Source organism: uncultured Tenacibaculum sp., assembly GCF_947498805.1.
Taxonomy (GTDB): Bacteria; Bacteroidota; Bacteroidia; order Flavobacteriales; family Flavobacteriaceae; genus Polaribacter.
This window is the reverse complement of record NZ_CANMLT010000004.1, coordinates 17,235-36,749: the sequence shown is the minus strand read 5'-3', so window position 1 is coordinate 36,749 and position 19,515 is coordinate 17,235. Positions and strand designations below refer to the sequence as shown.

Below are 19,515 nucleotides of genomic sequence, written 5' to 3'. Positions count from 1 at the left end.
TTTAAAACTAACCGATTATTTAATACTTATTGCATTTCTGATACTAGCTTTTTATTCATTCTGGATGGCATATAAACTGTAGGATATGAGACTTTTAACAATTTTAGTGATTATTGGATTTGTCACTTCATGCAAACAAGTAGATCCTCCAATTAAACCAGGAGAAATCAGACACCTTTCACTTACTAAAAATATTGCGATTGGTACCGATAGTACAATAGTAATTATCAATAGAGATTCAGGTAAAACATTAAATGTAATTAAAAGAAAACAGTAGAAAAAAAGGAGCTCTTAGAAAAGAGCTCCAGTATCGACAATATAATATAAGATCTTACACAGATATCAGCATCTTATATTATAAGTCTACAAGGTACACATAATAAAATGGCTAACACCACAAAATAGAATTTAAAAAAACAGTAGGTTCTCAGATCCTAAAAACTGAAAAAGTTCATTGACATATTGTGGTAAGTTTATAAATTTGGTTCATAACCCGAAAATCTATTTACATGTACCAAATTGAAAAAATTGTAGAATTATCAAAAGAATACCAAGAAGCACTTTTTTTAATGAATCAAAGACTTAGTCTTTGGAATGAAAGTAAATCTAGTTTGATTTTGTCAACGTTATCTTCAATAAAAGATAGAATTATTGCAGAAAATGATTTTTTTAAGAAAAACCTATATACTGAAAAAATAAATCATGGAAAATTAATTGTTTTAAGAGCAGGAAACATTCCTGTAACAATTTCAAATGAAGTAGAACAAGGATTTTCAATTCAATTCCATTTACATATAAATGGAAAAGTTATAGTTGGATACACCAATAATTCAATTTCTGAAAATAATGGTTTTAATATTTTAAAAACTTATGAGGACTTAAACTTAATAACAGAAGAAGAAATATTAAAGTTAGTTTATGAAGGAATTGAAAAGTCAATGCAGAGTTCATTTCTTTTTGAATAATTTTTCCTAGTAAAAAAATACTTACCACAAGAGCTTCATATTGAAGCTCTTTTTTATTGTCAAAATTTAAAATAATCGACATCAATAGATGTCATAAATAGTGTAGAATTTAATCATCATCAAATAGATCAATGTTAAAAGAGTCTTCATCATTTTCGTATAAATGTGAATCAAAGTCAATTTCATTTGACTTTCTTTTATCGATAATTAATAGGATAACAACGATTAAAATTAATGCAAAAAAGATTATGTATTCATAAATATCAACCATTATTCAAATATAGACAAACTAAAAATAAACAGTAGAATGTAGAATACAAAAAAGGAACTATTAAAGCTCCTTTATCAAAATCACCTGGTTTAAAACCCAGACGGTACGTCGTGATTTTCTGCAATATATTAAAAAAGCTCCAAAAGGAGCTCAGTTTAGATCAATATGATCTAAGAAATAGGTTGTTAATAGAATTGGTTAAATATAGTAATTCTAAGTTGAAAAAAGGAACCACAAAAGTTCCTTTTAAAAAAATGAATGCCCCCCAGGACATATCATTAATTTTAAATGTAATATACTAAAAAATTAGTAACATAAAAAAACTGTAGTATGAAAAATATAGACATAAAAAAAGCGAACCGAAGTCCGCTTGATATTTTAAGATTCATAACAACAATTTGTACTAGATTCATAATAATATCCAGGAGGACAACTTCTTGTAGGTCCAGCCCAATCACAATTAGGCTTCATATATCCCCCATTAATAGATTGTTGTTCTGACTTGTTTAGAGTGGTTCCTAACTTTGAAATGTTCTTTAACATAATTTGAAATTTTAAATTTCTCAAACTTAATTAGATAAATATTAGCAAGTAGAGAAAAAACCGTAAAAAAAGTAAGGGGATGCCTTACTTAACTAAAATTAACAAAACAGTAATTATTAAATGAAAGAAACAATTACTTCAGTTAATACTAATATAAAAATCAAGGCTAAAAGTGTTTTGAATTCTTTTTTATACATAATACTTCTTTTTCTTATTAGTATAAAAAAACAAAAAATGTTACAAGCATTGAAAATATAATTTTAAACCTGTAGTTACAATGGAAGAATACGAATTATTAGAATTTTTAAAAGACATAATGAGGTATATAAATCAAACTGGACAAAAAGAACATTTATGTAGTTGGTTAGAAAATCAAGGGTTTGACATAGAAGAGGTTGAGAATAAAATTGAAATTATTAAAAACCTGTAATTATTATGTACGCATTAGATTATACAGAATTATTGATAATTCCTTTTGATGGTGTAAATGATCACCGTTATAAAAGCAATGATACATTTGAAACATATGAGGAGGCGAAAGAGCATTTGTTAAGTTATTGGATAACCTTAAAAGAAGATGCCAGTAGAAACATTGAATTAATTAAAAACCTGTAGAAGATTCAATATCAGATCTAAACCTAAATCCATTTTTTAATAAAAGTATGTGTGAAATCATTGAGCGAAATTAGAAAATTAAAATTAAGTAGTATGCTGAGAAATCATAATTAAAAAGGAGCTCTCACCACAGAGCTCCAGTACTATTCTTATTATATAGAATTAGAACAGAAACAATCTATATAATAAGATTTATAAGGTACGCATAATAAAACAATTAACACTATAATGTTGAAAAACAAATCAATAAGAATATGGATTATAAAAAAAGAACCCACTCAGAGATTGAGTGGGAAAATTGCTATGAAAAAGAGCTTAAGACGTCTCTTAAGCATTGCGAATGTAGGTATAATAAAATGGGTTACACCATGAAATCGAACAAATAGTTAAAAACCTGTAGAATTATTATTTGTCATGATTTTTTTTAGATGATTTTTCAATGTATTGAATGGCAAAAACCAAGATTAATAGACCAATTATATATTCCATAAGCCGAATATACAAATAAATAACAGTAGAATGAGAATACAAAAAAAGGAACCACAAAAGTTCCTTTTTAAAAAAATGAATGCCCCCCAGGGCATATCATTTATTTTAAATGTAATACACTAAAAATCAATAATATACAAAAGTAGTCTTATGGTAATAAAAGAAGAAAGAATTGAAATAAATAATAAAAAGTACAGACAAATACTAAATTCATCTGTACCAATACCCTAATGTGCAACCCCTTAATAGCACATAGAGGAAAAAATTTGCTAGCTACTCAGGTGTATGTAAATAATTATAGTTCAATATTTTACAAAAAAAAGAAAGGCAAGAAAAAATAATTTCGTGCCTTTCCATTCATAAATAAATCTGTGGGAGATCCTTTTATAGAATAGTGCAAAGATAAAGATAATTGTTGAGAAAAAAGCTCCTAATGGAGCTTCTAAATTAACAAGGAAGTTAATTGTAATACAAATTCAAATATAAAAAGAAAAACCCACCGAGGTGGGCGCTTTTTAGGGAAAATGATTAAAAAAGAACATTATAATCATTCTCTCAAAAAGGAGAATAAAAGTAAATAAAATATTCATAGTGAAATCACTGAATTTAAATAGTTAAAAACCTGTAGGATTATGAATAAAAGTAAACAAATAAGTGAATGGAGAATTTATTGGAAAGGTGGTAAAACTGAACTTTTACAAGGGGATAAATTTTACAAGTCATTCTTAAGAAAATACCCATTAAGTAAAGTTAAATATTTGAGAGGTAATATTTGGTTGGGATATATACAATAATAATTGAAAAACAGTAGAACATGAAATACTTTATACAAGGACTCTTAAAAGGATTAAAACCAATACTCTCAATATTACTAGTTGTCAATTACTATTATTTATTGGAGTGGTTAGAAATTGACTTTTATTCAATTTTTCCTATTGGTTTGGTTGGAGGGTACTTTTTTGGAATATCAATAAGAGAAATAAAAGACGATTTTTTTTAACAATTTAAAATGGAATATTAGATATGACAATAGAATTTAAATCCCAGCCATATAGCTCTATGTTATGCGGTCAAACTTGCCTTTCGATGATAACTGGGCAAAGTGTAGAAGAGATTTGTAAGGAAATAGGTGAAAATTGGAGTACAAATATTTACGATAATCTTATGCCTTACTTAAGTAACAAAGGTTTTAAATCTAGAGTTACCAAAGGAGTGGACATAACATTTGATGAAGTACCTAACGACAGTATTGTTTTGTTTTTATACCCAAATGAAAAAGGTCATTTTGTTTTAAAACATGATGGTAAATATTATGATCCTGCTATAGGTATAGTTGAACAATATCTGGCACATAGAAAAGTTACCAGTTATTTAAAATTTGAAAAAAAAGAAGCATAAAAAAACCACTCAAACCGAGTGGTAAAATTGCTATGAAAAAGAAAAAGATATAACCGATTCTCCTCGATTATAGTAACGAATTTACTAATAATAAATGTTATAGGCAATAGTATTTAAATGAAAATCAGCAACAAAAACGCAACAAAAGTGCAACAACTGTTGCAAATGGTTGTTGCAAATGCATAACAGTAATAGTTGTTGATTTTCAGTTAGTTACAATTTAATTTATAACCCCTGCAACAAAAGTGCAACAGAAAATCAACAATGTTGCAACAAAATTGCAACAGAATCAACAACAATGAAACACCAAATTGAGGAGCAAAAGAATTCGAAAATAGAAGAATTAAGAAATAACCCATTAGGGTCTAAAGGAGCGGTATATAAAAAATACTTCAAAATTCCAGATGCATTTTTACGAAATACTATGAATAAAATCATTTCTGAATGCAGAGATATAACAGAGGAAAAAGCAAAAAACGAAAAGAGAATAACACCTAAAGAATATTATAAATTGGTTGAAGAAATAGAGGGAATCAAACTAGTTTAGTTTTTAAAATCCTCTCGGATCCTGCATAATCCTCAATAAAACTTTATAATCCTAGATAATCCTCCCGAATCCTCTGGAATCCTCAGAGATGCCTTGTTTTACACTTCATATTTGCAATGTAAATGACAAAATCAATTTACTTGTAAAATGGATATCACCACGATTAATAACAGCTTATATAGAGAAGTATTAAGACATACTAAGTATGACAAATACTTTGATGTTACTCCATGTAAGGCAACTTATGTTGGTGATTATACTACTACAGGAGGATTAGAGCAAATGGTAAATGTTGCTCTTGAATTTAAAAGTTTTTCCAAAAAAATTGCGCCAAAACTAAAAGGTAAAACTATTAGTGAAACTGTTAACAATATATATAATTTCTTATACAATCACGTACAGTACCAAGCCGACGGTTTCCACCAAACACTAAAAACCCCTTCATGTGTTTGGTCGAGCCGTTTTTCAGGTACGGATTGTAAAAGTTATAGTGTATTTGCAAGTACCATTCTTTTAAACTTAAACATTGATCACTCCTTTAGAAAAGTAACACAACCTTCTCAGCCTAATAGATGGTCACACGTATATGTCGTAATTCACTCCAATGGCAAAACTTTCATTATAGATCCAACTAAGAAAGTAAACACACAAGTAACATATATACAAAAAGAAGATATGAAAGTACAGGATAGAAAATTGCCATACTCAGTATTACATGGTGATTTATCAGAATCAACCAATGAACAGCAAAATATCTCTCATGATACTATTTTAAATTTTAGGTTTTTCCTTCAAGATTTAAATAGTTACGGAGTATCAAAAGCTGTCACTCAAAAAATTGAGAATGAGGTTAGAAAAAGTACCGATAATAGAATTAATCCAGTTATTGATTTAAAACCTAGTTATATAAAGGTAAATCAGACTATAATTCATTATGGGGTTAGCCTACCAAAACCGGAAATGCCTGAGGGACTTGGTTTTGTTGACTTAAATCAAGCAGCAGGAATTTTCTCAAGTTTATTTGGTCCAGAAGATAGAGCAAGTGTATTGGCAAAGGCGGATGCTTTGGCTAGAATGGATATTAACAGAGCAATGTCTATAGCAAATTCACAAGGTAAGGCAGCAGCTATTAGTTTTTTAGATAAACAAATTGCTACTAACAGGAGTTTAGCCGTTCGATACAAATCAGCAAATTCAAAAGCAAAGCATACTAAAATCGCCAACGATTTAGAGGATTTTAAGAACAACAAACTGTTTGGTAATCAATCAGTAGCTACCACAAACAATACTCCAACACCTACAAAAAACACTCCGGTACCAACTAACCATCCTACAACAACAACTGTAAAGCCTTCTTCTAATAATTCTCAACCTCCTGGAAAACCGGAGGAAGATAAAATGAGTTTAGGAAAAGTTGTAGCGATTACTGGTGTAGGAATTGTATCGGCAGTAGCATTGACATATGCTGTAACAAAAAACTCAAATTCAAATAGTAATAAATAAAAAAGAAGAAAAAAATGAAAGTAAAATTCGATCAGAAAAAAGCAAAAGAAACTGCTGCTTTTGGAACTGGAGCAGCCGGAGGGTTTATGCTGTCTAAAGGTAGTTCAGGAATTGCGCCTGCAGAAGCTAAAACCCCACTTGTAAGAGGTGGAATCGCTTTAGGAACTCTATTACTTGCAAGTTCAATTCAAGGTAATGGTTACTTAGTTAAAGGAACGCAAGGACTTTTAACAGGTGTATCAATTGAACAAGGAACTAGCGCTATTTCGGAGCTTATCGCACCAAAAGTAAAGGACAACCCAACAACTTCGGGAGAAAAATTCTTAGCAGCTATGGGAGGTATGAATGCAGCCGATGAAACAGGATACACTTACCAACCAAGCACAATTAATCTTTCATCAGATGCTTGGAATCAAGATGATCAAGTTAAAGTTGCTGGAGGAGTAAATCCATTTGGAGCAGTTTAATGAAACTGGTTTATCACAATAAAATTTTAAGAATAATTAATTAAAAATTCAAAATAAAAAAAAATGAAAACAGGAGTATATAATTTAGAAGAGTCTGCACAGTCAATTCTTTCAATTTTAGACTTTAACAAAAAAAGATTGTCTTCACAATTTAAAGAGTCTTTAGGTCAAGAAGGAGGTGTTAAAATACTAAATAACACAGTTGTTTTAAGAAAAGAAATGACAGTTGGTGGAACACAGAAATTAGTGGATTCAAACACAAAAAAGATTTCTGGAATCTCAGACTTTGATGGAAATCGTTTTAAAGATGATGAAGTTCATATTTATGAACGAGTTAGATTAGGGTATGAAACACATGCTGAATCTGGTAAAGCAGCACAGTTAATGTATGCTAACAAAATGACTGCATCATTTAGAAATGCAATTTTAAGAGTTAGACAAGATGGAGTTGTTTTAGGAGAAATCCCAGTTGCTGATATCTACAACAAATATACTGGTAGAACAATGCGTGATGATTACTTTGAATTAAAACACCCAATTGTTCTTGTTGGTGGAACGGACTATGATTTAGAATACGAATTCCCTGACGGTTCAACTTCAGCTGCTAACAAAGAATACTTAGAGTTAGTATTTGACGGACATAAGGTTGTTCGTTCAACTAAATAAGGCATTTCAATTAATTAATTAATTAAAAAGCCTATATGAATTCTATATAGGCTTTTTTAAAACTTTTCTTATGAGTAATCTAAAATTCAATATTCTAAATATTACAGTTCCACAAGGACAAACATTTGGTTCAGCAGAATTGCAAATAGATAGTGGTTATGTAGAAAAATGTGCCTTACTAACAAACGATGCTCCTTCTGAATTTATCAATGTAAAAATAGAAGATATCGGAGGGGATGAATTACATCCAAGTGTTTCATACAAAGAATACCAGCCTACTAATGGAAATCATTACGATAGCAGAAAATCAATTGATTTCAAAGGGAATAGAAAAATCAAAGTAACTGCATACTCAGATAAAGCAGTTGCCAAAGATTTTAAGTTTCAGATGGTTTTTTATGTAGATCAAACTAACAATTAATATCCTATGAGGTTTAAGGGAAACTTAGTTGAGAAGGGCATCACAAAGAATGAAACGTTAGTGGTAGAAAATTTATGTAATCTCTACTTTAAAAATTACGGTTCTTCAACAGTTAAAATTGGCTTGATAACCTTAAAGCCATATGAAGAAACTACAATTGATACTGGAGCAATTTCGACAAGTACCAGTTTTAATATCTCATTTGATACCACAATAGGAAATGGAAACAATCTTTATTTCCGAGCTATCAACATAACAGGAGTTATTTGTGATTAAAAAACATCATTGAATTACCATGCAAAAATATTTAGAAGACATACAGGATTATTTAAAATCAAAACCAGGTTACTCTATTGACGTATTTGATTTTGAAACCAATCAGAGGTATTACAATAAACTTACGATTGACAGGCTTAAAAGTGAGTTCGAATCATTTGCTGACTTAATAGATCATTTGAATATGACTTTTAATACAACTGTAATAGGGATTCAAAGATTTAAACCCAATGGTAGTTCAAATAGACGCTTCGGTACTACAACACAATTAAAAATTAACAGAAAAGATCATACAGATTTGCCTAAGGAGAGAATGGTTAGTGAAGCAGTAAAAGGCGCACCTAATAATGAGCATATTAGTGCGCCCGCTGTTTCCGAACAACCACCAGCACCTTATCAAATGCAACCACCTTCACCTTTTGGAATGGGATCAGCTTTTGGAATGTCAATGCCTGATGTTATGAACCTTCATACTAAATCATCCAAATACGATGATTTGAAAGAAGAGCATAGGGAATTAAAGGAAAAAAATAGAAAATTAGAGAGAGAAAAAGATGAGTTATCTCTTGAAATTAGACAGTTAAAAATTGACAATCAACTTGCTGAAAAACTAAAAGAACTTGCATTAAAAGAACAAGCTTTAAAAGATAAACCGGCTATTGATCCGAGTGTTTTTAATCGTTTAATAGATGCTGCTGAAAATGTAGGAGCTACTGTTATGGCAAATAAAAATGGATCTGCTCCAGGTATGGCCGCACCAGATTCAAATGAAGGGTTATCACAGAACAAACAGGATTTGATATTTGTTGTTAAGAGTGATAAAGTTTCTGATGAAATGGCAAGGGAATTGGCTCTTATAGCAGTAGGATTTACACAAAACGCTGAATTTACAACAGCAGTAAGAAAAAGTATTCAAGATTATAAAATTAACGAATTAGTATAAAATGGAAGGAATTACATTAAAAAATAATGGTCAAGGAGCAATTGATAATATAAAGAGAGAGGAGGCTTTTAAAACTCTGAATGAATTTGGTTCAACGGAGGCTTTGACTTTACTATCTGAAATGGTTAAAAAACCAGGAGCCAATGAGAAGTTTGTGAAAAATGCATCATTGCTTAAAAAGTTCATCTAAAATGAGTAAGCCAAAAGGAATGGGAAATCCACTTGTTACCGCTACTGCTGTTTCTGCTATTAATAGCGAAGAAGGTCAAAAAACCATTAAGCAAGGTGTTTCAGCTTTGAAATGGGGGTTAATCATTCTTGGTGTTGTAAGTGGTGGTTACTTGTTAAATAAAGAATTTAAAAAAGCTAGAGCCAAACGTTTTTCAAGAGAAAATGCGGGTAACCCTAATTTAACTGCTGCTGCAATTATTTATGAGTCTTTTACTAGAATTGGTTTTAGTCCTTCTAGCTTCTTGAGCTATTTAATTCCAGAAATTAATATTTCAACCAATGAAACTGCTTTAAATGATATAGCTAGGCAGGTAACAAACATTAAAGCAGTATCACATGCCTATTATATTTTGTTTGATCGTCAACTTTTTACAGATATCAGAAAAGGACTGGACACAAAAGAGTTGAAAAGGTTTTGGGAGATTATAAACTCACCTTCTAAGAACATTAATATCAATACGCTATTTCCTATTGGAAGTGAACTGTTTTGTGCCGTTAAAACTGGAATTACAGTGAACATTGCAGAACTTGAAAATAATGTTTGGAAAGGAACCGGAGTCTTGTATGGGAAATTTGCCTTTAGAGAAAAAGTAGGAGAAGTTGTTGCACATGGTGTGTTAACTAAGGAGGATAAAACTCAAGAAAATTATTACATCGTAGAATCTTCAATTTTAGGTTTTTTCAAAAAGACTGGAGTAGTTCTACAACATCAAATTACTAACGAAGAAAAGTAAGCTATGAGCGTATTAAGATCATATAGAAGTCAAATAGTTGATGATACAAAAATGGGGATTCCAGATGTCCATATTAAAAATTTAGCAACGCAATCCGGAACTACAACCAATATTGATGGGCATTTCAATATACTGGCTAGAGAAACTGATGTTTTAGAGATATCACATGTATCGATCAAAAATTTCACAATCCAAGCTAAAGATTTAACAGGTACACTTACCACATCCTTTGGAGAAACTCTCAACGAGGTTGTACTTGATCCTTCTAAGAAAAAGAAATCTTGGTTAAAATGGTTAGCTATTACCGCTGTAGGTACAGGTTTATTATTAGCATTTAGCGGTTCAGAAGAAGAAGAAGAAGAAAAAGTAAAACAAGTCATTTTGTAAAACCTAGATTAATGAATAATACAATTACTCTAAATAAAATTTATCCAAGCTTTCATCCTTCTGGTGAAGGCATTAATTGGGATAAAAACATCACTGATGATTTTACATTTATTGAATGGTGGGAAAGTGTCAAAGCTATGGATGATGAATTTTCTGAGTTACTTTATAACGGATTCCCAATAGCAAAAAATATCATTCAAGCTCCCCAAATTGTAAGGGATTTCACTAAAGAGCCTGTAAAGCTCGGTAGTTCATATCGTACACCACGCTGGGAAATGCATAGAGGAAGAAGTACTAAGGGAGATCATCCAAAAGGTAAAGGTGTTGATATCAATGGAAAAAATGTTGTAGAGACTCTAATAACTGCTATAAATACTAAGAACGAACTATATAGAAAATTAAGATCTATCGGTATAAATGCGTTTGGTGTTTATGATTGGGGATTTCATTTAGGTACTAGAATTGAAAAACCCACAGGAGAAATTTACTTCTGGGATCAACGAAAAAAAAAAGAATAAGAAAAAATGCAATCCTTTCAACTGTTATTCTCTTAAGTATAGGCACAGCTATTTATAAATTAACACACCCCGAAAATGCAAGGAACTGAGTTTTTAAAAACATACGGAATTAACATAGGACTTTTAATTACAGGTGCTTTATCTGGATTAATTGGTGCCAATATCCAAGAAAAAAAAGGATTAATCAATTACATATTTGGAGCTTTCTGTGGAGCTTGTAGTTCAACCTACTTAACACCAGTGGTTGTTGCTTCATTGAAGCTTTCACCAAATTATTCTTATGGAACTGGTTTTATAATTGGACTGGTCTCGATGAATATATTAACTAAATTGATTGAGTTTAGTAAAAATTTGGACATGGAAACCTTAAAAAGATTATTACCAAAACGATGAAAGAGATAGCAAAGAATTTATTAATTGGAATAAGTCTTTTACTTGTACTTATTCAGGTAAAAGAACACTTCAATGATCCAGGAGAACCTTATAAGATAAAAACTACTACACAGAAAAAAGTAGTGAATCGTAAGGATAGCATCGTAGTTGTTTTTGATACTATTTACCAAACTAAAAAAATCATAGTATTTGATACTATTTCAAATAAGATTATTAAAGACCGAATAATTCCTATAAATGATCATGAAGTAACAAAAGAAGTTTTTCAAACCAATGATACAATCGAGTTATCAAATGCAAAGGTGTTTTCTTCTATTATATCTGAAGGTAGGATTTTACAGCAAGATTTTAAAGTAACTACCGCAGACTCTATCATAACACATTTTATAGAAAAAACTAGTTACATAAATCAAAGTAAACTCTTTTTAAATGTTTCTCCAACAATAGGATTCAATGGAGCTTTTACAGGTGGTGAAATAAGTATTGATTATACAATTAAAAATAAAATTAGAATTGGAGCTGGTGTTGGAGCATTGCATGATATCCAAACCACACCATATATAAAATTCAGTGTAGGAATACCATTAAATTAAACAAAATGAGCCAAGTTAAAAAGACAGATCAGAAAGGAAAGTTAGATCAAAAAGAAAAAGGAAGTTTTTTAGGGTTAGCAGCTGCTGTGATTATAGGAGTAGTTGGTATTCAGCGTTACAATACGTTTAAGAACTTTGTTGACTCTGTTTTATTTGAAGTAAAAATTCTAAAGTTTGATGCTAACGATCTAACAATATTCATGAGCCCAGTAAGTAGCTTAAATGTTCCTTATTCAATTAGAAAAATTGAGTTTGTATTTGACAACAAGCTTTGGCAGGCTAAAAATTGTCATTTACATAAAATGATTGTTGCTAATTCACAAATTCCAATACCATTTCAATTTGTAAAACCAATTACAACCGAGGATCCTAATGTTATGATTATAACTTATAATTTTTGGGGATTTACAATTAAAAGAGCATATCAACCAAGAATTGAAACATTGCAAAGAAACTTTTCCCCTAGAGTACAAGCGGCTAACTTGAACGATAGACAGGTAAAAATTTCTAAATGTGGATGTGATAAAAAAAGTAACGCATGGCCAGAACAGTAAAAATTGAAAAAACAGGAAATAGAACCGTAGTAACTACAACCATTTTTGGTAATAGTACTACGATGTATTCTTCAGAAAAAAGAACTATTAAAGCTCACTTAGATGGAGTTATAGTTGAACCTAGTTCTACAGAACCGGCTTTTAGTAATTTTCATTTTAAAATAGATGAATTAGAAAACAATTTCGGTGCAAAAACCGCAGAAGAATTGGTTTTAATATTTAACGACAAAGGATTCTTTAGTGGAGATGATACTGGTGCTACTTCTAGTGGATCAGAACAAAATAATAAAATTAAACCGTTGGTTTTTCAAAATGTTCCTTTAATGTTTAATCAAACACCAACGGATGCAATAGCAGCTTATATGAATAATTACGGCAAAGCAATTGAGGTTAAAGAGGATGAAATTGCATTTATTCAAGCAACTTTTGTCCCAGTAGCTCCAGAAGGAGAACAAGGACAATCATTAACTTAAAAAAAATCTTATGAAGTTTATTTTAGAAATTGGAAAAGGTGTTTATGGAAAAGGAAATACACAAATTACAGGAAAGGATTTGTATCCTTTAGATTTTGATCTGCACCAAGAAATTGCTCAATTAAAAAGTTCTATAGCTGCAATTCCAAAGATAACAAACGCAGCTCTTCTAAATTCGATTACTGCGGAACAGGTTACTAATTGGAATGAGGGTGATTTAACTTCTTCAGAAGAAAAGCAAATTAAAACTTTACTGAAATGGAGAAATGAATCTTTCAATGTTAACAACTTTTATCAACCATTAAGCATTCCTGCTTTCCCTTGGACGGATGGATCGAGTATAGTAACATTTAATAATTACAATTTGACTGAATGTTATTTACTAATCAATACAACTACTTCAACCAGAAGTGTAAACTGGGATAATCTAAAAAATGAAACGAAAATTGGTGTTTCTTTTTATGTTGATGCTTTGAAAGCTCCTTTATCAATCTATTTAGAAAGAACCACGGAAATTGCGGTACCGGATTTTGTTGTTTTTAAACCCTCAGATATCAATTCAAGAAATTTTTTCAAGACTCATTTTGCACCAAATACAAACGGAGCTTTCAGTAAAGATTTACAAGTATATCCTTTAAAATAATGATCTATGAAAAAGGTAATACTTGCATCATTGGCTGGGCTTGGGATTTATGCAGCATACAAATATCACAAGGTTAAAAATGGAATTACAAAAATTAATGCCAAGATAACTGGAGTTAATGGAGTTGCTATTGATTTTGATAAAATTAAATTCAAGCTATCTATTGCATTAAAAAACAATAGTGATACAGATTTAGGAATCAACACTTTTAAGCTCTTAAAACTGTCAGAAATCAATTTTTTCAATAAACAAAATGGTAGTTATCTAGGAACTTCTAATATCAATGTTACTGAGATTCAAATACCTCAAAATGACACTTTGCATATTAAAGACATTCCAACTGTTTTGCCAGTGAAAAACATACTTTCTAATCTAAAATTGTTCAATAAGAACATTGAGCAAAACTTAAAAATTGTACTCATTTTCGACTCGTTAGGTAAACGCTTTGAAGTAATAGTTTAAAATATGATAAACTCAATTATTCAGAAATATAACGCTTTACATAATACCTTAATAGATCGTTCTTCTTTAGAAGAACTGCTAACCTCTTTAAACAGTATTAAAGATAAAACTAAAGAAGCTCAGTATATGTATGATAGAATCAAACATGTTCTTGAAAGTCATACAGACAAGAGTTTTAACATTAAGCTATCTAAAAAAATTATTGTTCAAGGCTTAAACGCTCCTTTGACTAAAAAACTTTCTAAACCTAAATTTAAACAAGGCCAGAAGGTTGAGTTTAAAGGTAGAGTTTGTATTGTTACTAAAGCAAAAAAAATTACTAAAAGAGATTTTCATTCCGGAAAAGAAAATTATAAATACAATTTAAAGTATTCTAATGGAAGGAAGGTTGAGAATGTGTTAGAAAGTAACTTAAAGCACTTTACTAAACCTAAAAAAAGAAAAACTCAAGGTTTAAATGCTCCTGAGCAAATCACCGTTGATTTACCTCCAATCAAAAAAGTAACTGTTGATTTAGTTGAACATAAAGTAGCCCCTGCAACAAAATTGCAACAAGTGCAACAAAACCGCAACAAAATTGCAACAAAACCGCAACAACCAAATATTAGCTACCCAGATGTTTTAAGTATTGAAAAACAAGAGGTTAATGTTAGCTCTCAACACTTTGCAACAAAACCGCAACAGGAAATCAACAAAAATGCAACAGTTGTTGCAACAATTCCGCAACAGTTGCAACAAAACCGCAACAATATTGCAACAGAAAATCAACAACCGTTGAAACAAAAGTCGAATCCTTTTAAAACATCATTTCAACTATTAAACCAGGAACAAACAGAACCAACGGAATACTTTAAAATATTGAATGAAGATCTAGCTTTGTTTTTAGGTAAACCAGAGATAAAGAAAAAAGGATCACTCGTTATTACTTTAGATTCTGAAGAAGGAGGTGGTAAAACACATACTGCTTACCAATTTGCCAACTCATTTGCTGAAGCTGGTTATAAAGGTGTTATTTTTAGTTTTGAAGAAGGTGCAGACAATAGTCTTTCTAAAGAAAAACAAAAAAAGTACTTCACTGAACAAACACAGCATTTAATATCTGTTGTAGAGGATAGCAATGAGCTAACTAACGCTGAGAATTACCAGATGATTACAGATAACATAGATTATTTTGATTTTATTGTAATTGATAGTTGGGCTAAAATACTAGAGTTAAACAGCAAAGCTAAAATTGACAAAGATTTTAGAAAAAAATACAACGGGAAGCTATTTTTAATTATCAATCAACGTGTATCAGGAGGCGCAATGCGTGGAGGTACTAATGTTGCTTTTGACGGAGATATAATTTTAAAGGGAGAAGTAGATCGAGAAGACTTTTCGAATAACTTTATTTACAACCATAAAAATAGATACAACGATTATCATCCTTTAAAGGAATTAAAATACAGTCCTTTTTATCAAAAATTATTACCTACAAAACAAGAAGTAGATATTTAAATATTTTTAAACATAAATAACTCGTTTAGATACATAGTGCAACAGGTGTTAATTCTCTGTTGCATTTTTGTTGGTAACTATTTGAAGTTAAGAAGTAAGTATTTAATTTATATTAAACTGTGACTGGATAAAACTCACAACATTCAGACTCTACCTGTTTAAGAATTACTCTACCTGAAGAAAAGTTAATCTTATTAAATCTTTCCATATGCTCTTGGGTGATAAACCCTTCATATCTCGATTGTCTAGAGTATTTATAAAGTTTGAAAATATTCTGTGAAATTGATTTTTTTATTTTCGAAAGATTCTCAATATTTAATTTATGCCTATTTTCAATACTATAACCTTGAGTTAATAAAACAGTATACGATTTATGTAATCCACAATAAAATTGAATAGTTACTTTCCAATCAAAAAATTGATCTGGGTAATCATTTACTATACTATCTAAAAAATCTTTATTGTGATGAAATTTATTCTCGAAGTTTTTAGGCATTTTCAAATTCAATTTTTTGAGTATTAGTTAATCCTTCTTCCATGTCCTTTTCTAGAAAACAAAAACTTACATTAACAATTTCCGATAACTCACTCATAGCATAATCGTATTCAAGATTAAATAAGCTTTCTTGAAATTCTTCATTATTAATAGATATGAAGAAAATTAACTCAGAAAAAGACTTATAATTATAAGTAGAGTGTATGAAATTGAATTTATCTTTATGTTCTGAAAAAGTTTCTAAAAAATTAGAAAAAACAAATTCAAAAATATCCTTTTGTGTTTTATTATTAAAATCAATTAAAGTGGAAAAAGGGTTATCCATAATGCTTTCAAACTTTTGGAAAACTTCATCTTTCACTTGAATTTTATCAAATAAACTAGCACTCTCTTCCATCTCAGAACCTAGATTCTGAAGTAACTGAGAGAATTCAGTCAATACATGGGCGTTTCTAAATGAGTAATCCATGTTTTCTTGTTTTATGTTAGTTTGTGCTTTATTCATTTCGAGGGATCTTTCTCACTATTTTGCAATCAATGTAGGAATTATGATGTAAACTACAAATAATTCCACCAATAATTAACAATATATTAATAATTACACCAAAAAATACGTAAAATTTATTAATTGTAATTTTTGTTGTTTTATTTAAATCATCTTATCTAGTAGATGATTAGATGTGGCAAATGTATGAAGAGTTTAATTGATAAAAAAAAGGTTTTCCGTAAATTAACTACGGTTTTTCACTTTTTTATACTAATTATGACTTTCTCAGTTGCAAACTTATTGTTGCTTTGTTGCAACTGTTGCGGATTTGTTGCAACAACTGTTGCATTTTTGTTGATTTTCTGTTGCGGTTTTGTTGTAGCTAAGTAATAAACTATAGTTTTCAATGTTGCAAAGTTGTTGCACTTTTGTTGATTTTCTGTTGCGGTTTTGTTGCAGATGATTAATAATCTATAGTCTTTTATATGTTTCACACATTTTTTAGGAAATTTTCCATCAAATATTAATCCAATTAATATTTAATAAAATTAAACTGTATTTGTTTTTTTAACAAAAAAAACCAGCTATTAGCTGGTTTAAAATATTATTACTTGTTAGATTAAAATTCTTAACCTAACCATTCACTTCCTTGTTTAATTTGGTTAAAATATCTCATAGTAAATGTTTTGTTTGCTTATTCAAATATACAAAAAAATTAATTTTTACGCGTCAAAGTTATAATAAATATTTCTCCTGGTAAAATAATATCATGCTTCATATATAAATTTTCTCCAGTTTGTTCATTAAATTCTTCAACAAATGACAATTGATTTACAGGCTTCAAATAGCATGCCAATTTATCACAAGACTTTATTGATAGTGTAAGGTTGTTTATAATCCTTGAACAACCAAAATTCCAGAACCTATCGATATCTATATTTTGTTTTATTATTCTATGAGTTTTTATTGGATATGTTTTATTATCCTTAAGCTCCTTTTCAAAACTAACTTTTACAAGTGCAGGGTCTGAAGTATCATCTACTTTCGCACTAGTTTCATCAAATACAATTAAATCCTCATCATTGTAATAAGTAAACTTAAGATTTACTGGATTATTAACATGATCCTCCTTGGTTTCTGCATATCTAAAATCCCAATTAAAAGGAAGTTCATTGGGACGCATAATTTTATATCTTGAAGTATTTTTAATTTGTATTGTTGTAGAATCTTCAAGTAATTTAAAATCAAGTTCAATTTTAAAATCAGAATAATAAAACTCGGTACTTTTACTTGAGAAATAATGATTAGATATTTGCTTCTCAAGTTTTTTATGAATTTCGGGAAATGCATTCTCATATTTAAGAAGAGTTATCTTTTTCCATAAACCTTCTAAATTACCATGATTCAATAAATACTCTCTTGAAAAACTTAAAGACTCTAATTTTTTTGTGAAAAAGTGATCAAATTCGTCTGATAAAACTATTTCTGTAAACTTATTTTTAACAAACCCAAACGTATTAATTAGTTTTATTATGCTAGAAAAAATTCCTGCTGAGAAGAAAATATAAGAAAGGTTTAGTAACGCTTTAGCAAGAGTATCTTCGAACATAAAATTTTCCGATAACTCTCCATTTACTACATTAGAGTAATATATAAATATATAAAATACAGGTAACGGGATAAGAATTAAATAAAAATACTCAATAATTACTTTTAATGTACTTTTTAAATACGGTATATATTTCAAAATAGTTGCAAGAACAAATAAAATTAAGATTATCGATATTATTATAATTATAATAACGGCAAATATGTTTAAGACAATATTGTCAAAAATTTGAAAACTCATTATGATCTTTAATATAATTAATTAATTTTTTGAACTTTAATAATTTGAATAATAATATTGGAAATGTCTACCTCTTCAAGCAATAAATTAAAATAATGTATAGATGTTTGATTAAGTATTTGGCTTTTTAAAATAGTAAAATCAATTTCTTCAAAATTTTGATTCCATGTAATGCAAGACTTTTGTTCTAAATCGGAACCTATATAAGAAGCATTAAAAACTGCTATATATTTAAACACAAAAAAATGAATTAAAATTAATCTCCAAAGAAAATAATTTTTTGATTAATAGAATTGTGGATATCCGTAAAATTAATTACGGATTTTACTTCCAAAGTTAAAACTGATAAAATACATCTTCAACAGGTTAGATCTTAAAATTTCAGTTTCTCAGATATTGGTCCTCTATTTTACTTAGAATAGTTCTAGTTATTATATGTTTACATAACTATAGGTTTTTATCAAAAAGAAGAAAGTAATACGATAAACAAACTTTTTGGATAAACTTTAGTTTATTCTATTGTCTTAGCTATATATTCTTCAAGATAAGAATCAAACTTTTTTATCATTTATAAAGATTACTCTTATATTTGTCACGTTATCTAATTACACAACAATAAAAATGGAATCATTCTTAGACCGCTCTGCTGGTTATTTAATTAATATGACTGCTCTCTTGTTAAAAAGAGAATTCACTGCAATAATTAAAAACAACAACATTGATGTTACTCCAGAACAGTGGGCTATTTTGAATAGGTTAAACGAAAAATCTGGGTTAACGCAAAAGGAAGTTGCAAAACTCACATTTAAAGACAATGCAAACATAACCAGAATTGTAGATAAGCTGGAAAAAAAGGGTTTAGCAATAAGGCAAGCTGACTCAAATGACCGTAGAAGTTGGAAAATTTCAATCACAAAAAAGGGGAAAGAAGTTCGCGATTTAGTGGAACCTCTAGCTATTGAGATATTAAAAAAAGCAACTAAAGGATTAAGTGATAAAGACATTGTCATATTTAATACTACAACTAAAAAAATACTGGAAAATTTATCAAAATAATTTTTTTTATATATATTTGTCACGACAACTATTGTCTT

30 protein-coding genes are annotated in these 19,515 nt (G+C 29.5%); 25 read left to right on the top strand and 5 right to left on the bottom strand.

Features of this window, described 5'->3' with window-relative positions; all coding sequences use genetic code 11:
* Positions 1 to 85 precede the first annotated feature (85 nt).
* Positions 86 to 277: a hypothetical protein gene (locus Q0873_RS08495; RefSeq protein WP_299106071.1), complete on the top strand. Its 192-nt coding sequence runs from the start codon at positions 86 to 88 to the stop codon at positions 275 to 277.
* 232 nt (positions 278 to 509) lie between these two features.
* A complete protein-coding gene (locus tag Q0873_RS08490; RefSeq protein ID WP_299106069.1) occupies positions 510 to 965 on the top strand; it encodes a hypothetical protein in 456 nt (151 codons plus the stop codon).
* 109 nt (positions 966 to 1,074) lie between these two features.
* On the opposite strand, the gene Q0873_RS08485 is transcribed toward Q0873_RS08490, so the two are convergent.
* Complete coding sequence (locus Q0873_RS08485) at positions 1,075 to 1,236, bottom strand: hypothetical protein (RefSeq protein WP_299106067.1); 162 nt, start codon at positions 1,234 to 1,236, stop codon at positions 1,075 to 1,077.
* Between the two features lie 378 nt (positions 1,237 to 1,614).
* Complete coding sequence (locus Q0873_RS08480; RefSeq protein ID WP_299106065.1) at positions 1,615 to 1,779, bottom strand: hypothetical protein; 165 nt, start codon at positions 1,777 to 1,779, stop codon at positions 1,615 to 1,617.
* 277 nt (positions 1,780 to 2,056) lie between these two features.
* On the opposite strand from Q0873_RS08480, the gene Q0873_RS08475 reads away from it, so the two are divergent.
* The 22 genes from Q0873_RS08475 (at position 2,057) to Q0873_RS08370 (ending at position 15,589) form a co-directional block, all read left to right on the top strand.
* Positions 2,057 to 2,209: a hypothetical protein gene (locus Q0873_RS08475; protein ID WP_299106063.1), complete on the top strand. Its 153-nt coding sequence runs from the start codon at positions 2,057 to 2,059 to the stop codon at positions 2,207 to 2,209.
* A 5-nt stretch (positions 2,210 to 2,214) separates the two neighbouring features.
* Positions 2,215 to 2,394: a hypothetical protein gene (locus Q0873_RS08470; RefSeq protein WP_299106061.1), complete on the top strand. Its 180-nt coding sequence runs from the start codon at positions 2,215 to 2,217 to the stop codon at positions 2,392 to 2,394.
* Positions 2,395 to 3,697: 1,303 nt separating this feature from the next.
* Complete coding sequence (locus tag Q0873_RS08465; RefSeq protein ID WP_299106058.1) at positions 3,698 to 3,883, top strand: hypothetical protein; 186 nt, start codon at positions 3,698 to 3,700, stop codon at positions 3,881 to 3,883.
* A gap of 86 nt (positions 3,884 to 3,969) precedes the next feature.
* On the top strand, positions 3,970 to 4,281 hold the full coding sequence (locus Q0873_RS08460; protein WP_299106057.1) for a hypothetical protein: 312 nt from the start codon (positions 3,970 to 3,972) through the stop codon (positions 4,279 to 4,281).
* 298 nt (positions 4,282 to 4,579) lie between these two features.
* On the top strand, positions 4,580 to 4,828 hold the full coding sequence (locus tag Q0873_RS08455) for a hypothetical protein (RefSeq protein ID WP_299106055.1): 249 nt from the start codon (positions 4,580 to 4,582) through the stop codon (positions 4,826 to 4,828).
* A gap of 147 nt (positions 4,829 to 4,975) precedes the next feature.
* Positions 4,976 to 6,331, top strand: a complete 1,356-nt coding sequence (locus Q0873_RS08450) for a transglutaminase-like domain-containing protein (protein WP_299106053.1) — start codon at positions 4,976 to 4,978, stop codon at positions 6,329 to 6,331.
* Positions 6,332 to 6,345: 14 nt separating this feature from the next.
* Positions 6,346 to 6,798 carry a hypothetical protein gene (locus Q0873_RS08445; RefSeq protein ID WP_299106050.1) on the top strand — a complete coding sequence of 151 codons (453 nt, stop codon included), beginning with the start codon at positions 6,346 to 6,348 and terminating at the stop codon, positions 6,796 to 6,798.
* A gap of 63 nt (positions 6,799 to 6,861) precedes the next feature.
* Positions 6,862 to 7,464, top strand: a complete 603-nt coding sequence (locus tag Q0873_RS08440; protein ID WP_299106048.1) for a hypothetical protein — start codon at positions 6,862 to 6,864, stop codon at positions 7,462 to 7,464.
* Between the two features lie 70 nt (positions 7,465 to 7,534).
* Positions 7,535 to 7,885, top strand: coding sequence for a hypothetical protein (locus tag Q0873_RS08435; protein WP_299106045.1), 351 nt, complete (start codon positions 7,535 to 7,537; stop codon positions 7,883 to 7,885).
* Between the two features lie 6 nt (positions 7,886 to 7,891).
* Positions 7,892 to 8,161, top strand: a complete 270-nt coding sequence (locus Q0873_RS08430) for a hypothetical protein (RefSeq protein WP_299106043.1) — start codon at positions 7,892 to 7,894, stop codon at positions 8,159 to 8,161.
* A gap of 19 nt (positions 8,162 to 8,180) precedes the next feature.
* On the top strand, positions 8,181 to 9,104 hold the full coding sequence (locus Q0873_RS08425) for a hypothetical protein (protein WP_299106041.1): 924 nt from the start codon (positions 8,181 to 8,183) through the stop codon (positions 9,102 to 9,104).
* A 1-nt stretch (position 9,105) separates the two neighbouring features.
* On the top strand, positions 9,106 to 9,294 hold the full coding sequence (locus Q0873_RS08420; protein ID WP_299106038.1) for a hypothetical protein: 189 nt from the start codon (positions 9,106 to 9,108) through the stop codon (positions 9,292 to 9,294).
* Between the two features lies 1 nt (position 9,295).
* The gene (locus tag Q0873_RS08415; RefSeq protein ID WP_299106035.1) at positions 9,296 to 10,069 is read left to right on the top strand and encodes a hypothetical protein; all 774 of its coding nucleotides are present in this window, start codon (positions 9,296 to 9,298) and stop codon (positions 10,067 to 10,069) included.
* A 3-nt stretch (positions 10,070 to 10,072) separates the two neighbouring features.
* Positions 10,073 to 10,456 (top strand): hypothetical protein, encoded by a 384-nt coding sequence (locus Q0873_RS08410; RefSeq protein ID WP_299106033.1) that lies wholly within the window; start codon positions 10,073 to 10,075, stop codon positions 10,454 to 10,456.
* An 11-nt stretch (positions 10,457 to 10,467) separates the two neighbouring features.
* Complete coding sequence (locus Q0873_RS08405) at positions 10,468 to 10,974, top strand: hypothetical protein (RefSeq protein ID WP_299106030.1); 507 nt, start codon at positions 10,468 to 10,470, stop codon at positions 10,972 to 10,974.
* Positions 10,975 to 11,049: 75 nt separating this feature from the next.
* Positions 11,050 to 11,367: a hypothetical protein gene (locus Q0873_RS08400; protein ID WP_299106027.1), complete on the top strand. Its 318-nt coding sequence runs from the start codon at positions 11,050 to 11,052 to the stop codon at positions 11,365 to 11,367.
* On the top strand, positions 11,364 to 11,960 hold the full coding sequence (locus tag Q0873_RS08395) for a hypothetical protein (protein ID WP_299106025.1): 597 nt from the start codon (positions 11,364 to 11,366) through the stop codon (positions 11,958 to 11,960). The genes Q0873_RS08400 and Q0873_RS08395 overlap by 4 nt, the downstream gene beginning before the upstream one ends.
* 5 nt (positions 11,961 to 11,965) lie before the next feature.
* Positions 11,966 to 12,514: a hypothetical protein gene (locus Q0873_RS08390; protein ID WP_299106023.1), complete on the top strand. Its 549-nt coding sequence runs from the start codon at positions 11,966 to 11,968 to the stop codon at positions 12,512 to 12,514.
* Positions 12,499 to 12,987, top strand: a complete 489-nt coding sequence (locus Q0873_RS08385; protein WP_299106021.1) for a hypothetical protein — start codon at positions 12,499 to 12,501, stop codon at positions 12,985 to 12,987. The genes Q0873_RS08390 and Q0873_RS08385 overlap by 16 nt, the downstream gene beginning before the upstream one ends.
* 10 nt (positions 12,988 to 12,997) lie before the next feature.
* Positions 12,998 to 13,630 carry a hypothetical protein gene (locus Q0873_RS08380; protein WP_299106019.1) on the top strand — a complete coding sequence of 211 codons (633 nt, stop codon included), beginning with the start codon at positions 12,998 to 13,000 and terminating at the stop codon, positions 13,628 to 13,630.
* A gap of 6 nt (positions 13,631 to 13,636) precedes the next feature.
* Positions 13,637 to 14,092, top strand: coding sequence for a hypothetical protein (locus tag Q0873_RS08375; protein WP_299106016.1), 456 nt, complete (start codon positions 13,637 to 13,639; stop codon positions 14,090 to 14,092).
* Between the two features lie 3 nt (positions 14,093 to 14,095).
* Positions 14,096 to 15,589, top strand: coding sequence for a hypothetical protein (locus Q0873_RS08370; RefSeq protein ID WP_299106013.1), 1,494 nt, complete (start codon positions 14,096 to 14,098; stop codon positions 15,587 to 15,589).
* 112 nt (positions 15,590 to 15,701) lie between these two features.
* Here the strand turns inward: Q0873_RS08370 and Q0873_RS08365 are convergent, their stop codons facing one another.
* From Q0873_RS08365 to Q0873_RS08355, 3 genes are all read right to left on the bottom strand, one after another.
* Positions 15,702 to 16,085 (bottom strand): hypothetical protein, encoded by a 384-nt coding sequence (locus Q0873_RS08365; protein WP_299106011.1) that lies wholly within the window; start codon positions 16,083 to 16,085, stop codon positions 15,702 to 15,704.
* Positions 16,078 to 16,590 carry a hypothetical protein gene (locus Q0873_RS08360; RefSeq protein ID WP_299106009.1) on the bottom strand — a complete coding sequence of 171 codons (513 nt, stop codon included), beginning with the start codon at positions 16,588 to 16,590 and terminating at the stop codon, positions 16,078 to 16,080. The genes Q0873_RS08365 and Q0873_RS08360 overlap by 8 nt, the downstream gene beginning before the upstream one ends.
* Before the next feature lie 697 nt (positions 16,591 to 17,287).
* A complete protein-coding gene (locus Q0873_RS08355) occupies positions 17,288 to 18,421 on the bottom strand; it encodes a hypothetical protein (protein ID WP_299106007.1) in 1,134 nt (377 codons plus the stop codon).
* Between the two features lie 621 nt (positions 18,422 to 19,042).
* Between Q0873_RS08355 and Q0873_RS08350 the strand changes: the two genes are divergently transcribed.
* Entirely contained in the window at positions 19,043 to 19,477 is a 435-nt protein-coding gene (locus tag Q0873_RS08350) for a MarR family transcriptional regulator (protein WP_299106005.1), read from the top strand.
* Positions 19,478 to 19,515: the final 38 nt, after the last annotated feature.